This is a genomic window from Olsenella uli, from assembly GCF_901212675.1.
Classification (GTDB): Bacteria; Actinomycetota; Coriobacteriia; order Coriobacteriales; family Atopobiaceae; genus Parolsenella; species Parolsenella uli_B.
Genome location: NZ_CAAKOQ010000058.1, coordinates 1 through 15,094 on the forward strand (window position 1 = coordinate 1; position 15,094 = coordinate 15,094).

Annotated in this window: 11 protein-coding genes; 1 reads left to right on the forward strand and 10 read right to left on the reverse strand. The window is 70.1% G+C overall.

The annotated features are described in order from the left end of the window. Window positions 1-238: 238 nt before the first annotated feature. Together murB and murC are read right to left on the reverse strand one after the other, a co-directional pair. Window positions 239-1,159, reverse strand: a complete 921-nt coding sequence (gene murB / locus EFAMC1_RS09465) for a UDP-N-acetylmuramate dehydrogenase (RefSeq protein WP_154054025.1) — start codon at window positions 1,157-1,159, stop codon at window positions 239-241. Between the two features lie 3 nt (window positions 1,160-1,162). Further along, on the reverse strand, window positions 1,163-2,596 hold the full coding sequence (murC, locus tag EFAMC1_RS09470; RefSeq protein ID WP_154054026.1) for a UDP-N-acetylmuramate--L-alanine ligase: 1,434 nt from the start codon (window positions 2,594-2,596) through the stop codon (window positions 1,163-1,165). 670 nt (window positions 2,597-3,266) lie between these two features. On the opposite strand from murC, the gene EFAMC1_RS09475 reads away from it, so the two are divergent. Next, window positions 3,267-4,319: a hypothetical protein gene (locus tag EFAMC1_RS09475; RefSeq protein ID WP_154054027.1), complete on the forward strand. Its 1,053-nt coding sequence runs from the start codon at window positions 3,267-3,269 to the stop codon at window positions 4,317-4,319. A 315-nt stretch (window positions 4,320-4,634) separates the two neighbouring features. Here the strand turns inward: EFAMC1_RS09475 and EFAMC1_RS09480 are convergent, their stop codons facing one another. From EFAMC1_RS09480 to rsmH, 8 genes are all read right to left on the reverse strand, one after another. Then, complete coding sequence (locus tag EFAMC1_RS09480; RefSeq protein ID WP_154054028.1) at window positions 4,635-5,756, reverse strand: UDP-N-acetylglucosamine--N-acetylmuramyl-(pentapeptide) pyrophosphoryl-undecaprenol N-acetylglucosamine transferase; 1,122 nt, start codon at window positions 5,754-5,756, stop codon at window positions 4,635-4,637. Between the two features lies 1 nt (window position 5,757). Further along, the gene (locus tag EFAMC1_RS09485; protein ID WP_154054029.1) at window positions 5,758-7,410 is read right to left on the reverse strand and encodes an FtsW/RodA/SpoVE family cell cycle protein; all 1,653 of its coding nucleotides are present in this window, start codon (window positions 7,408-7,410) and stop codon (window positions 5,758-5,760) included. Further along, on the reverse strand, window positions 7,407-8,831 hold the full coding sequence (gene murD, locus EFAMC1_RS09490) for a UDP-N-acetylmuramoyl-L-alanine--D-glutamate ligase (RefSeq protein WP_154054030.1): 1,425 nt from the start codon (window positions 8,829-8,831) through the stop codon (window positions 7,407-7,409). Before murD ends, EFAMC1_RS09485 begins: the two co-directional genes overlap by 4 nt. Before the next feature lie 52 nt (window positions 8,832-8,883). Next, window positions 8,884-9,915, reverse strand: a complete 1,032-nt coding sequence (mraY, locus tag EFAMC1_RS09495) for a phospho-N-acetylmuramoyl-pentapeptide-transferase (protein WP_154054031.1) — start codon at window positions 9,913-9,915, stop codon at window positions 8,884-8,886. 1 nt (window position 9,916) lies between these two features. Continuing rightward, the gene (gene murF / locus EFAMC1_RS09500) at window positions 9,917-11,389 is read right to left on the reverse strand and encodes a UDP-N-acetylmuramoyl-tripeptide--D-alanyl-D-alanine ligase (RefSeq protein ID WP_154054032.1); all 1,473 of its coding nucleotides are present in this window, start codon (window positions 11,387-11,389) and stop codon (window positions 9,917-9,919) included. 26 nt (window positions 11,390-11,415) lie between these two features. Then, complete coding sequence (locus tag EFAMC1_RS09505; protein ID WP_154054033.1) at window positions 11,416-13,203, reverse strand: peptidoglycan D,D-transpeptidase FtsI family protein; 1,788 nt, start codon at window positions 13,201-13,203, stop codon at window positions 11,416-11,418. A 39-nt stretch (window positions 13,204-13,242) separates the two neighbouring features. Next, the gene (locus EFAMC1_RS09510) at window positions 13,243-13,899 is read right to left on the reverse strand and encodes a cell division protein FtsL (RefSeq protein ID WP_154054034.1); all 657 of its coding nucleotides are present in this window, start codon (window positions 13,897-13,899) and stop codon (window positions 13,243-13,245) included. Window positions 13,900-14,132: 233 nt separating this feature from the next. Further along, window positions 14,133-15,089, reverse strand: coding sequence for a 16S rRNA (cytosine(1402)-N(4))-methyltransferase RsmH (gene rsmH / locus EFAMC1_RS09515; RefSeq protein WP_154054035.1), 957 nt, complete (start codon window positions 15,087-15,089; stop codon window positions 14,133-14,135). Window positions 15,090-15,094 lie beyond the last annotated feature (5 nt).

The following is a 15,094-nucleotide window of genomic DNA, read 5'->3' on the forward strand; positions in this document are numbered from 1 at the left end:
CGTGGCCGAGGGCCTCGGCGAGAAGGAGCCTGACCTGGGAGCCTGGGAGCCGCGCGCAGACGAGACGAGCGGCACGCCCGCGCCGCGACGGCGCGCGAAGGGGCGGGCGGAGGAGGAGCCGCGCCCGCTCGAGGCCGAGGGGCGCGAGGAGAAGCTACCTGCCTGGCCGCGCGACGAGGTCGGCCTCGCGGGCCTGGACGACGCCGCGAAGCGCCCGTCTCGGCCGCCGCGCGGCGCGCTAGGACGCGAACCCGAGGAACTTGACTTCCGGTTGGAGGTCGACACCGCTGGCCTCCCTCACCCTGTTGTGCATAGTGCGCATGACGGCAAGCACGTCGGCCGCCGTGGCGCGCCCGTTGTTGACGATGAAGTTGGCGTGGACGGGCGATACCTGCGCCCCGCCCACCGCGTAGCCCTTGAGGCCGCACTCGTCGATGAGCTTGGCCGCGCCCTTGGGGCCCACGGGGTTGCGGAAGACCGAGCCGCAGCTGGGCTTGCCCATCGGCTGCGTGGCGCGCCGCCTGGCCAGCAGGCGCTCCATCTCGGCCGCGATGACGTCCTTCTCGCCCGGCTCGAGCACGAGCGTGGCCTCGAGCACGATGTCGGTAGGGCCAAGGCCGCTCCAGCGGTAGCCCCACTCCACGTCGGAGCCGTAGAGGCGCCTGAGCCCCTCACCGGGACGCAGGACCACGAGGCTGCCAATACGGTGGCCGATCCACTCGCGGCGGGTGCCGGCGTCCATGGAGACGGCGCCGCCGAGCGTGCCGGGGATGCCACAGGCAAACTCCAGGCCAGAGAGCGAGTTGCGCATGGCCTCCTGCACCACGCGCGAGAGCGGCACCGCCGCGCCCGCCGTGATGGTGGCGTCGTCGTGCGAGACCTCGATGCGCGAGAAGTCGCGGCCGAGCACCACCACGCAGCCGTCGAAGCCCTCGTCGGCCACGAGCATGTTGGAGCCCTTCCCGAGGAGGACCCACTCCACGCCCTGGCCGCCCAGCACCTCGATCACGCGCGCGAGGGCCTTGGGCGTGTGGCACACGGCCAGCATGGCGGCGGGGCCGCCGATGCGGTAGCTCGTGCGGTGCGCGAGGCGCTCGCCCCGCGTGATGTCGGCGTCGACGGCCCCGGAGAGGGCCAGGTATGCGTTCGAGAGGCTCACGCGCTATGCCTCGGACGAAGGGGCTGAGTCCGCCTCCCGCTTGGCCTCGACGAAGGCCGGCCCCACGAGGGTGACGTCGCCCGCGCCCATGGTGATGAGCAGGTCGCCGGAACGCACGTTCTCGACGAGCTCGGCCGTGAGCTTGCGGCGGCTCGGCTGGTAGTGGACCTCGCCCACGTTGCCCTCCGAGACGACCTCGCCCACGATGGTCTTCCCCGAGATGCCGGGGATGGGCATCTCGCCAGCGGAGAAGACGTCCATGACGTAGAGCACGTCGGCGTTGTCGAAGGCGCGGCCGAACTGCTCGGCCAGCGCGGCGGTGCGGGTGTAGCGGTGCGGCTGGAACACCACGACGACGCGGTCGTAGCTGAGGTCATGGGCGGCCGAGAGGGTCGCGGCGACCTCCGTGGGGTGGTGGCCGTAGTCGTCCACGACGGTGATGCCGTCGACGTCGGCGACGTGGGTGAAGCGGCGCTTGACGCCCTGAAAGGTCGAGAGGGCCTCGGCGGCCTTCTCAACGTCGAGGCCGAGCGAGTCGGCGGCGGCGATGGCGGCCGTGGCGTTGAGCATGTTGTGGCGGCCGGGGTTGGCCTTGATGGTGACCTTGACCTGCTGGCCCTTGGGCGTGGTGACCGTGAGGTGGCTCTCGATCGTGTGGTGCGCGGGCTCGGGCGTGCAGGTGTAGTCGAACTCGCCGTCGCCGGCAAAGCCGTAGGTCACCACGTGGCGGCCGCAGGAGCGCGCGACCCTGAGAACGCGCTCGGACTCGCCGCAGGCCACGACCGTGCCGTCCTCGCCCACCGTGTCCATGAACTGGCAGAAGGTCCTCTCGAGGTTCTCGATCGAGCCGTAGTGGTCGAGGTGGTCGGCCTCGATGTTGGTGACCACGACCACGGAGGGGTCGAAGTAGAGGAACGACCCGTCGGATTCGTCGGCCTCGGCCACGTAGTAGGGGCCCTTGCCCGAGCGACCGTTGGTGTCGTAGCCCTCGACGAAGCCGCCGATGAGGAACGACGGGTCGAGGCCCATGCGGTCGAGCATGGTGGCCACCATCGACGACGTGGTGGTCTTGCCGTGGGTGCCCGAGACGGCCACGGTGGTGTGGCCGATCGAGAGCGCCGGGAGCATCTTGGCGCGCGGCCATACCTCGATGCCCAGCTCGCGGGCGCGGACGACCTCGGGGTTGGTCTCGGGGATGGCCGTGGAGACGACCACGACGTCGGGCTTGGCCTTGTCGATGGTGGCGGCGTCGTGGCCCACGTGAACCTCGATGCCGGCCGCCTCGAGCTCGCGGACGTAGCGGGAGCTCTTGAGGTCGCTGCCGGTGACGGTGCAACCCCGCTCGTGCAGGACGAGGGCGATGCCGCTCATGCCGGCACCGCCGATGCCGATGATGTGGACGCGACTGAACGGCAGCTTCTGGGATGTGGTGGCCATGTGCTCTGGCTCCCCTTCATATGTTGGCTTTGGCGGGCTTGGCGCGGCGGAAGCGGGCACGAGGGGCGCCCCAGCATGCGATCCGACCGCGCGGCACGCCCGCACAGACGACCCCTTACTGTATCCCAACACGTCCGGGCGCGGCAGGCCCTCACAAAGTTTCAATCCGCGACATGGGTGGCGGGCGCAGGCGGGTGCAGGCGGGGGCAGGCGGGCGCAGGCGGGCACCCGCCGGCCCGTGGCCCCGCGCGGCGCCGGCCCCGAATCTGCCGAGTGGAGCGTTTTCGGACAGCAAGTTTCTCGCGACCTGCGGTTTTACGGGGTCCCTTGTCTGAAACTGCTACGTTCGCGGGTCTTCATCTGCCGAGTGGAGCGTTTTCGGACACCCGGGCTTTCGCCAACTGGGGTTTTGTGGGGCCGTGTGTCCGAAATCGCTACGTTCGTGGGTCCGAGACCAGCGGCCTGACTTGCGCCCGAACCGTCTTCGATGCGACCGGAAGGCACGGAGGCCCGCGCGTCCACCCCCTTCGAGGAACCGTTCGCGGCAGGCATCGCAGCCGCGCGGGCAGACTCTGGAAGAATGGGAGCTCCCGCCGCCTCCGCGGCACGCGCCCGCACGAACCCGTCGTCCGTCTCGCCGCTCGCATGCGCGACAAACCAGGGAGCCACCATGCCCGAGAAGCCCTCAAGCGCAGCAGGTTCGCAGCGGCCCCAGCCTGGCCCGACCACGCAGACGGCCGCGCGGCAGGCAAGCCACGCCCACGCAGCCGACAGGCACCTGGACGTGGCAGAGCGACGTCACCTCTGCCTCGTCGCCACCTCCCCCGGCGAGTCCCGCCTCCTGAGACGGGGCGTCCAGGCGGGCGCCATCACGTGCGTGCGACGCGGCATGTTCTCGCGAACGGGGTACTGGGAGCAGCTCGACCCATGCGAGAGGGCCCTCCACATGGCCCGCACGCTGTCGCTTCGGCATAGGAGCTGGGTCATCTCGCACGCGAGCGCCGCGCTCGTCCACGGCATGGGCGTCCCCTACCGCATCGCGAGCCCCATCCACTTCGTCACGCACTCTCGCGGCGGCGGCAGGCCCGGGCCGGGGCTCGTCCACCATCGCTGCGATGCCCTGGAGTGGGACGTCTTCGACGGCGTGCAGGCGACGTCTCCCGTGCGCACCGTCTGCGACTGCGCCGCCGCCTACCCGCTCCCCGACGCCCTGGCAATCGCGGACTCCGCGCTCAGGTCGGGCATCGTGACGAGGGAGCAGCTGGAGGTGCACCTCGCGGGCCGTCCCGGCTCGAGGGGCGTGGCCCGCTCACGGCGCGTCGTGGCGCTCGCGGACCCCAGGGCGGAGAGCGGCGGCGAGTCGGCCGCGCGGGGCACCCTCATAGAGCTTGGCTACGAGATCTATAACCTGCAGCTTGTCGTCGAGGACCTCGAGGCACCGGGCAGGACGCACCGCCTCGACATCGTGCTCAGGGACTCCGCCGGCAGGCTGGTGGCGCTTGAGGTCGACGGGCGCGTCAAGTACGAGCGGCTGGCCGAGGCCGAGGGCATCGACAGCGTCGAGATGATGATGCGCGAGCGCCAGCGGGAGGCGAGGGTCACGGCGCACGGCATTCCCGTCGTGCGCATCTCGGGCAAGGACGTCTACGACAAGGACCTCATCAAGAGAAGGCTCGCCGCCTACGGCGTGTATCCCCAGGGTACGAACGGGCCATCGGCGTAGTCCCGAGCAGCTAGCCATTCCGCGAGCGTAGCATTTTTGGACACGCGACTCTCCGCCAGCTGGGGTTTTACGAGACCTCCTGTCCGAAACTGCTACGTTCGCGAGTTCTCAACCGGCGACTGTAGCGTTTTTGGACACGCGACTCTCCGCCAACTGGGGTTTTGTGGGGCCGTGTGTCCGAAACTGCTACGCTCGCGAATTCCTGGGTTGCGAGTGGAGCGTTTTTGGACCGGAGGCCCGGACCAGCAGCTTGGGACGGCGGCTCGGACTGGCAGCCCGAATCAATGCTCTGGGACGGCGGCTCGGACCGGGGGGCTACCGGACGACAGCCTCGATCTGGTCGGCAAGCTTTGCGGCGGCCTTGTCCTGGGCGAGGCCCGCGGCAGCGGCGCGCATGGCGGTCCTGCGCCCGGGCTCCTCGAGAAGGCCCACGAGCTCGTCGGCGAACCGCTCGCCCTTGACCTCGTCGTCCTTGAACAGCACGGCGGCGCCGGCGTCCGTGAGGTAGCGGGCGTTGGTGGTCTGGTGGTCGGCCGTCGCGAAGGGGTACGGCACGAGCACGGAGGGCACCCCAAGCGCCGTGATCTCGGCGATGCTCGAGGCGCCGGCGCGCGAGAGCACGAGGTCGGTCGCGGCGAGCACGTCTCCCATGTTGTCGATGTAGGGCATCACGCGCCAACGCTTCTGCTCCTCGGGCGTGAGGGCCAGCGCGTCGACCGTGGCGTCAAAGCCGTCCTTGCCGGTGGAGTGCACCACGTAAAGCCCGTCGATGCCAAGGAGGCGACCCTTGAGCTCAGCCATGCCCTCGTTGATGGTCTTGGCGCCGAGCGAGCCGCCGAACACGAGCAGCATCGTGGCGTCGGCCGGGATGCCGAGCGACTCGCGCCCAGCCTCACCGCTCGCATTGATGACACTCGCGCGCACGGGGTTCCCGGTGAGGACCACGTGCCCGGTGGAACCGCCTTTGCGCTCGAAGGCGCGCTCGGCGGCGGGCACCGAGATGCAGACGCACGCGGCGTGGTCGGCCATCATCTTGTTGGCGAGGCCCGGCACGGAGTTCTGCTCGTGCAGGAGGTAGGGCACGCCGTGCGACTTGCACCACTGGAGCAGCGGCACCTCGACGTAGGCACCAAAGCCGATGGCCACGTCGGGGGCGCCCTCGGCCTTGAAGCGACGGCCCAGCGCGCGCTCGGCCGCGGCCACGCGCGCGATTGAGGTCACGGCCGTCCAGGGACGCGAGCGGTCGAAGCCCGTGACCTCGACGGGCACGAGCTCGAAGCCCGCCGCCGGCACGAGCCGGCCCTCGAGCTTGCTGGGTCGGCCATAGAACGTGACGTGGTGGCCGCGCGAGCGCAGCTCCTCGGCAAGCGCGAGCGCCGGGTTAATGTGGCCGGCCGTTCCGCCGGCCGCGACAGCCACCTCGAGAGAACCTGCCATGCTAGCCCCTCCTCCTCGGGCGCGACGAGGCGCCACCGTTCGAGAACCCCACAGAACCGGACCGGCCCGAGCCACCCGAGCCACCCGCGCGCCTGGCTCGCCCGGACGATGCAGACCGGGAGCCGGAGCGCACCGTCGGGCCGGAGCTCGGCCGCAGGCGCTCAGACGCGCTCGGCCCAAGATCGATGCGCCCGTGCCCGTCGGCGGCTCCCCGCCCGGATGCACCGCGACCGGAGTCGCCCGCAACGCCACCGTCCACGAGGCGAAGCCCGCGTCGCGCCTCCTCCGGGCTCGCGAGCGGCACGGAGCGCATGGTCGCGGCACGGAGCGGCAGCGCGCCCGCGCCATGCGTGCCCGCGTGCACGTGCGGCTCGCCCACGCCCGTGTCCTCCTCGTCGGCAAGCGTCATGGCGCGGCGGCGTGCGTCGTGAACCGTCTCGGGAAGGCTCGAGTTGAGCGACACGTTCACCGCAAGGCCCACGAGCATGAGGCAGCTCATGATCGACGAGCCGCCGTAGGAGAGAAACGGCATGGGCTTGCCCGACAGTGCGAAGAGCCCCAGCACGCCCATCGCGTTCAGGAAGAACTGTGTGGCGACGAGCGTGGCCACGGCCACTGCCACGGCCCTGCCCGAGAAGTCGGAGGCGTTTCTCGCCACCTGCAGCACCGCCCACACGAACACGGCGAAGAGCGCCACCACGGTGAGCGTCCCCACAAGCCCCAGCTCCTCGCCGACTATGGCGAAGATGAAGTCGTTGTGCGCCTCGGGCAGGTAGGAGTACTTCATGCGGCTCATGCCGAGGCCCTTGCCGAGAAGCCCGCCCGAGCCGAACGCCATGAAGCCGCGCGTGAGCTGGTAGCCGTTTTTATACTGGTCGGCCCAAGGGTCAAGCACCGTGAGGATGCGCTGGCGCGAATACTCGTCGGTGAGCGAGATGATGAGGCCAACAACGAGGGCGAGCAGGGCGAGCTTCATGAGCGGCTTCATGTCGACCCCCGCCGCGGCAACCACCGCAAGCACCATCACGAAGATGATACCCGTCGTGCCCTTGTCGGGCTGGATGAAGATGAGTCCCAAGGGGATGCCCAGGAAGACGACCGCGCGCAGGACGGCCGTCACGTCGTCGGTGGACTGCTCGGCGAAGTGCTCGTCGGCCACCTTTGCGGCGGCCAGCGCGAGTGTGACCTTCGCGAACTCGGAGGGCTGCAGTCTAAAGGGGCCAATCATCACCCAGCGCGTGGCCCCGTTGGTCTCGTCGCCCAGAAAGAGGACGGCAAGCAGCAACAGGATGGTGAACGCCCACACCGGAGCGAAGAGACCGCCCACAAGCCGGTGGTAGTCGACCTTGGCGCACATGAGGGCAAGCACGAGTCCCACGCCCACGAAGCCCACCTGGCGCTTGACGTAGTAGGCGGCATCGCCCATCTCGGAGATGGCCTCGACCGATGAGGCCGAGAAGATCATGACGACGCCGAGGCACACGAGTATGAGCGTGGAGGCGATGAGCACGAGCCGGGGCGTCATGATGCGCGCCGGCACGCCCAGCACCGAGCCGCGGCCGGGCGCGCCGTCGGAGGCAGACGCGCGCCCGCGAAGCCTCCCGATGCCGCCGCCCATGCCGTCCGTCACCGCCATGGCCGAGCGGGCCGTCACGAACGGGCCGCCTTGGCGATACGGTCGGCGACGAGGCGCTTGAAGACCTCGCCGCGCTCCTCGAAGCCGCCGAACTCGTCGAACGACGAGCACGCGGGCGAGAGCAGCACGACGTTGCCCGGGCGGGCCGCCGCGATGCCTGCGTCGAGCGCCTGCTCAAGGTGCATCGCCTCGAGGACCTCGAGCGTGCCGCCCTGCTCGCGAAGGGCCGCCGCGATGCGGGGACCAGCCTCGCCGAAGCACACGGCCACGCGAGCGTCGCGCGCCACGTCGGCCGCCATGGGACCGAGGTCGGTGCCCTTGTCGTGGCCACCGAGCAGGATCACGACGCTGCCCGGGGCAAACGCCGTGAGCGCCTTGGAGACGGCGTCGGTGTTGGTGGCCTTGGAGTCGTCCACGAAGCGCACGCCCGCCGCCTCGCCGCACGGCTCGATGCGGTGCTCGAGCGGGCGGAAGGCGCGAAGCCCCTCGCGCACGCGCGCCGCGTCGACGCCGCAGGCAAGTGCGGCGGCAGAGGCCGCGAGCGCGTTCTCCACGTTGTGCTCGCCCTTGATCTCGAGCTCGTCCTTGGCGAGGAGCTCGACGTCGGTGCCGTCGAGGCGCACGACGAGCCTGCCGCCCTCGGCCTCCCAGGCCGCGCAGGCGGCGTCGGCCGCGGGGCCCTCGCCCGGGGCAAGCAAGCGGCACACGCGAAGCCCGCGCGCCTCGAGCCTGTCCGCGATGGCGCGGCAATAGGCGTCGCCGTCAGAGACGACGGCGAGGTCGCCTGCGTCCAGGTTGGCGAAGATCCGCTCCTTGGCGGCGGCGTAGTTCTCCATCGTCTTGTGCCAGGCCAGATGGTCGGGCGTGACGTTGAGCAGCACCGCCACACGCGGATGCAGCCTGCGCGAGCCGGCCAGCTGGAAGCTCGAGAGCTCGGCCACGAGCCACTCGCCCGCGCGGCGCCGCGCCACCTCGCCGATGGCCATGCGCCCGATGTTGCCCACGGCCTCGGCCGCGTAGCCGCCCGCGCGCAACAGGTCGCGCGTGAGGGTGGTTGTGGTGGTCTTGCCGTTGGTGCCCGTGATGCCCACCCAGCGCTCGGGGCTCTCGCGCCACGCCAGCTCGGGCTCACCGAAGATGACGTCGCTCGCAGCCGCGGCGGCCTTGTAGAAGTCGGAGAACTCGGAGATGCCCGGGCTCGAGATGCAGGTGTCGAAGTGCCCCTCGACGTCCTCGGTGCCCAGCACCACGTGCGCGCCGGCCCGCTCGAGCGCGGACACGGCCTCGCCCGGCTTGCTCGAGGCGCCGCCATAGACCGTGACCGAGCCCACGCGACCCGCGCAGGCGTCGCTCAGGAGGTACTCCGCCACGGCCTGGCCCGTCTTGCCCAGGCCCAGCACGAGCACGTCGCCGTAGTCCCGACGCTCTGTCTCACCCATTGCCGTCCCCCCTTGGCGGCGCCAACCTGCCGGCGCGCCGCGAATCCGTCTGCTACCTCAGCTGGAAGTAGAGCGCGAAGCCGATGGCGGCGAACATGGCGCTCACGATCCAGAACCTGATGACGACCTTCGTCTCGCTCCAGCCCTTCTTCTCGAAGTGGTGGTGCAGGGGCGCCATGAGGAAGATGCGCTTGCCCGTGAAGTGGAAGCTCAGCACCTGGAGGATCACCGAGACCGCCTCGACGATGAAGATGCCGCCCATGACGAGCGACGTCACCTCGGTCTTGGTGAGCACGGCCAGGGCCGCGAAGCCGGCGCCGAGCGCAAGCGAGCCGGTGTCTCCCATGAAGATCGACGCCGGATAGCAGTTGTGCCAGAGGAACCCGATGCAGGCACCACCGCACGCGCCGGCAAAGACCGCGAGGTTGATCTCGTCGTAGCTGAAGGCCACCATCGCCATGGCGAGCATCACCACGAGCACCGTACCGCTCGAGAGGCCGTCGAGGCCGTCGGTGAGGTTGACGGCGTTGGAGAGGCCCGCGAGCAGCAGGAACACGAAGAAGATGTAGAGCCAGGGCACCTGCACGCCCGCGATCGTGGTGGTGAGCACCCCGAGGTCGACCGTGAGGCCACCCGGGAAGCGGATGACGGGCAGGATGCCCACCCAGTTCACCGCGAGCAGGCAGAACGCCACAGAGATGGCGATGAGGCCCACCATCTTCTGCGAGGGCGTGAGGCCGAGCGAGCGGCCGTGGCTCACGCTCTCCACGTCGTCGAGCAGGCCCAGGAGGCCCGTGGCCACGGTGGCGCAGACGCAGAGGATGAGGTCGGGCGTCCAGTTGGCGAACAGGACGCAGGTGGCGAGCGCGCCGAGCAGCATCACGACGCCGCCCATGGTGGGCGTGCCCTGCTTCACGAGGTGCGTCTGGGGGCCGTCGGCGCGCACCTGCTGGCCGATGCCGTCCTTGCGCATGAGCTTGATGAACGGGTTCAGGAAGATGGCCGTGATGATGCCGGCCACGAACACGGCAACGAACACCTGGTAGGTGGGGTAACGGCCCACCGCGAGCAGCTGGGTCAGCATGCTAGCCCCTCACCGCCTTCACGAATCGGTCGAGCTCCGCGGCGCGCGACGCCTTGACGAGCACGAGGTCGTCGGGGGCGAGCACGGGCGCGAGCACGTCCGTGAGCGCGTCGACGTCGGCCACGTGCACGATCTTGTCCTCGGAGAAGCCCATGAGCCGGGCCGCGCGCTCGATGTGGGCGGCGCGCTCGGTGCCCACGATCACGAGCATGTCGAGCGGCTTGGCGGCCGCGTAGGCGCCCACGAGCTCGTGGAGGCGGTCCTGCTCGTCTCCCAGCTCGCCGATTTCGCCGAGCACGGCGATGCGGCGCCCGCCCTCGGCGAGGCCCATCTCCGAGAGCGCATCGAGCGCGGCGGCCGTGGAGTCGGGGCTCGCGTTGTAGGAGTCGTCGATGACACGGCAGCCGCAGGCCGCGCGCACCACCTCGGTGCGCATATGCGTGGGTGCGAGCGCCGCGAGGGCGCGGGCGCAGTCGTCCTTCGAGGCACCCAGGTGCAGGGCCACGGCGAGGGCGAGCAGGAAATCAGGCACCACCTGGGTGCCCGTGAGCGAGAGCGTCTCGCGGAACTCGTCGCCCGCGAACGCCTGGCCCAGGTCGCCGAGTACGCGCACCCAGAAGCTCGGGCGCGCCTCGTCGTCGAGCTCGACGCCCTCGGCCGCAAGCGAGCTGCCCTCCCCCGCGCCCACGAGCGTGACCGGCACGCCGGCGGGCTTGGCGAACTCGCGCTCAATGAAGGGCGTGAAGTCGTTGCCGGCCGTGAGGAACAGGCGCGGCTCGGGCGCCACGGAGCTCTCGGGCGCCTGCGCGAGCGGCGCCACGATCTCGCCCTTGGCGCGGGCGATGTTCTCGCGCGAGCCGAGGAGCCCGATGTGGCTCGTGCCCACGTTGGTGGTGACGGCCACGCGCGGACGCGCCACCTCGGCGAGCCGCTCGATCTCGTGGGGATGGTTCATGCCCATCTCCACCACGAGCACCTGTGCGTCAGCGGGAGCCTCGAGCAGCGTGATGGGCACGCCGATGAGGTTGTTGTAGTTGCCGGCCGTGGCGTGGACCTTGAAGCGGGTGGCGAGGGCTGCCTTGAGCATGTCCTTGGTGGTGGTCTTGCCCACCGAACCCGTCACGCCCACGACGCACCAGTCCTGCCGCGCGCGCCACCACGCAGCGAGGCGCAGCATGAGCTCGCCGGCGTCGTCGGCGTCGGCGCGAAGTACGGCGGCGCCGGCCTGGGCGGCCTGGGAGAGCAGGGCCTCGCCTGGCTCGCGCGTGAGCACGACGGCCGCCGCGCCCGCCTCGAGCGCCTTGGGCGCGAAGTCGTTGCCGTCGACGCGCTCGCCGCCGAAGGCGACGAAGAGCCCGCCTCGGGCGACCTTCCTCGAGTCGATCGCGACGCCCGAGACGCGCGTGTCACCGGAGCCCGAGACGAGCGCGCAGCCGGTGGCCGCGACGATGTCTGAGACAGAACAACAGATCATGCGACAGCTCCTTCTGGCGCGGCCCGCTACGAGGTGGGCTGCACGCCGAGGTCCGTAAGTGCCTCACCCATGATAGCCGAGAAGACCGGGGCGGCCGCGGTGCTTCCGTGCTGCGCCGTGCCGTAGATGCCCACGTAGCAGAGCACCTTCTGGTCGCTTCCGGCGTTGAATCCCACGAACGAGCTCAGGAAGTGGTTCTCCTGGTAGCCGCCGGTCGTGGAGGCCTGCTCGCCCGTGCCGGTCTTGCCCACGATGTCGTAGCCATCCACCTTGGCCTTCTTGCCCGTGCCGTCCTGGACCACGACGCGCATGTCGTCGGTGACGGCGGCGGCCGCCTCTGCCGAGATGGCCTGGGAGCCCTCGCCCCAGTCCTCCTTCTCGGCGCCCTTCTGCACGAGGAAGTGCGGCGTGGTGAGCACGCCGCCGTTGGCAACGGCCCCCACCGCGCGCACGAGTTGCACGCTCGGGAAGGCGATGCCCTGGCCGAACGACATCGAACCCACACTCGCGCCGGTGTACTGGTCGCGCGGCGTCACGATGCCCGGCGCCTCGCCCGGGAAGTCGATACCCGTGGTGGAGCCGATGCCGAGCTTCTCGAGCCCGGCCGCGAACTTGTCGGCGCCGATGGTCATGCCCACCGTGGCCGCGCCCGCGTTGGACGAGCGGCGCATGATCTCGGTGGGGGTCATGTCCATGGTGGTGTCGCGGCCGTCGTCGTCGGAGACCATGTCGTCGCCCACCTTGACCTTGGCCGGCACGGTGAAGGTCGAGTTCCTGGTGATGGTGCCGGTGTCGTAGCCGATGGCCATGGTCAAGATCTTGAACGTGGAGCCCGGCTCGTAGGAGTCAGAGACGCTCGTGAGCTTGAGCGCGTCGTTGGTGAGCGCTGAGGTGTCGGTGGGGTCGAAGAGCGGCAGCGAGCAGGCGGCGATGACCTCGCCGGTGGCGGGGTCGGTCACCATGACGTTGCCCGAGACGGCCTTGGCGTCGGCCACGGCGGCCGTGAGCTGCTCCTCGGCCACCTGCTGCACGTTGATGTCGAGCGAGCTCACGATGTCGGTGCCGTCCTTGGCCTCCTGGATCTGGGACGCGCCGCCGGCCACGGGCGTGCCGTCGAGGCCGCGCTCCATGACCATCTCGCCGTCGGTGCCGGAGAGCTCGCTGTCGTACTGAAGCTCCAGGCCCGAGAGGCCGTGGCCGTCCGTGCCGAGGAACCCGAGCACCTGGCCGCCGACCGCGCCATAGGGGTAGACGCGCTTGACGTCAGGCAGGGTGTAGACACCCTCGATCTTCTTTTGGGCCAGCTCGGAGGTGACCGACGTGGCCACGTCGGTGTCGACCTGGCGCTTGAGGTAGGCGAAGGTGGTGGTCTGCGAGAGCGTCTCGAGGTAGTCGCTCGCGCTGCCGCCCAGCTTGTCGGCCAGGACGGCCGCGACGGCGTTCTTGTCGGTGATGGCCTTGGGGTTGCAGTAGAGGGTGCGGCACTCCACGCTCGTGGCCAGCACGTTGCCGTTGCGGTCGTAGATGGTGCCGCGCTTGGCCGTGAGCGTCACCGAGCTCGTGGCGACCGACTGCGCCTTGTCCGAGAGGCTCTGCGCGTCGATGACCTGCAGCCACACGAGCCTGCCGACCACGAGGGCAAAGAGCACGCACACGAGCGGGGGGAGCGGAAGGCGGCTCTTGGGGGCTGTGCGGCCGCCCCGGCGGTGGCGCTCGCGCTCCTGGCCGCGCAGGGCCTCGTCATATGACGAGGTGCCACGCCGGCGACGCGCACCCCTGTCAGCTGTGCTCTGTCTTCTGTCTCGGGAACTCATGGCTACCCAGTCTACTCGCGCTCGCGGTCGCGCAAGGCGCTAGAGCAGGGAGTCCACGTCAACCGCATTGGCACCGGCGGTGGAGCCGTCGCCCTGGGTGAGGGCGCCCTCGTCGATCTTGTCGCCGGAGGTCTGGGCCTGGCCGGAGGCGTCACTCGCGGCGGCGGACTGGTCGGAGGAGGCGGCCTGGTCGGAGGCGTCGCTCGACGAGTCGCCGGAGGTGGCCTGGTCAGAGGCGGCCTGGTCGGAGCCCTCGTCGGACGCGCTCGAGTCGGACGCGGCAGCGGCCGCGGAGCAGGCGCTCATCTGCTCGGTGGAGTCGGCGCGGACCATGCCATAGTTCTGCGTGGCGATGCGGTCGATGCGCGAGCTACTCGAGAGCACGGAACGCTCGATCTTGAGCTCATCCTCGGTGGAGCGGGCCTCCTTGAGGTCGCTGCGCATCGTGGTGTTCTCGGAGAGCACCGAGACGGTCGCGGCGAACACGCCCACGCGGGCGAGGCCGATGACGGCAAGGATGACGGCGACGACCGCCGCGATGCGGATGCGGGCGAGGAAGCTCGCCGAGACCCCGCGACGGACCTGGGCATCGAGGCCCGCGCCCTCGACAACCTCGAACGAGGGTCGGGCGCGCCGCTGGTTGAGCGCCCCCTCGGAGGCGTCGAGGCGATATGCCTCGGAACCCGTGTACATCATTGATCATCCCTGAGCTGAGTCGTTGGTGGCGCGCGCCGGACCCGGCCGCGCTCGTCGCGCGGCCTGGGGCTGACACGTCTCGTTCCTGTTGCGGTGGTGGTTCGTTTGAGCTGCGTTTGCGTGCGTTGGTGGCGTGAGTGTGGTGCGATGGTGCCTCGTGTCTGGTGCGTGCTATGCATTGACGGCCTTGCGGCCGGCGATGCCACTTTGGTGGGCGGGTTCCGCCCGGGTTCTCACGCGTCGAGCTTGACGGCGACACGCGTCTTGGCGCTGCGGGCGCGCGGGTTGCGCCCGAGCTCCTCCGCGCCGGCCTCGAGTGGCCTCTTGGTCCTGACGCGGATGATCGGCACGTGTCCGCACACGCACACCGGGAGGTCCGGCGGGCAGGTGCAGCCCTGTGACAGCTTCCCGAAGAGGTGCTTCACGATGCGGTCCTCGAGCGAGTGGTAGCTGATGACGGCGATGCGCCCGCCGGGGTTGGCCCAGCGAACGGCCGCCTCGAGCCCCCGCTCGAGCACATCAAGCTCGTGGTTCACCTCGATGCGCAGGGCCTGGAAGGTCTTGCGCGCCGGGTGCCCGCCGTGGCGGCGGGCGGCCGCCGGAATGGCCGCCTTGACGGCGTCCACCAGCTCGAAGGTCGTCTCGATGGGCGCCTTCTCGCGACGGCGGCACACCTCGGCGGCAATGCGACGGGCGAAGCGCTCGTCACCGTAGACGGATAGGATCCGGGCGAGGTCGGCTTCGGTGTAGGTGTTGATGACCTCTGCTGCGGTTTGGGTGTGTGTTCCCGGATCCATTCTCATGTCGAGGGGCGCGTCCTCGTTATACGAGAAGCCCCTCTCGGGGATGTCAAGCTGCGGTGACGAGACGCCGAGGTCGAACAGGAAGCAGTCCACGCCGGGCACCTCGGCCTTGACGAGGAGGTTGTCCAGGTCGCCGAAGTTGCCCTTGATGAACAGGTGCCGGCCGTCTGGGACCTCGCGCTCGAAGCGCTCGGTGGCGGCGGCAAGCGCCATGTCGTCCTGGTCGATGCCGATGGAGAGGCCCGTGGGGGCCACCCGCTTGGCGAGCTCGACCGTGTGACCGGCCCCTCCCAGGGTGCAGTCGCAGACGACGTCTCCCGACTGGGGGTCGAGCTCCTGCAGGACCTCCGCGAGCATCACGGGTACGTGCCGATATTCGTCTGTCAAACGCC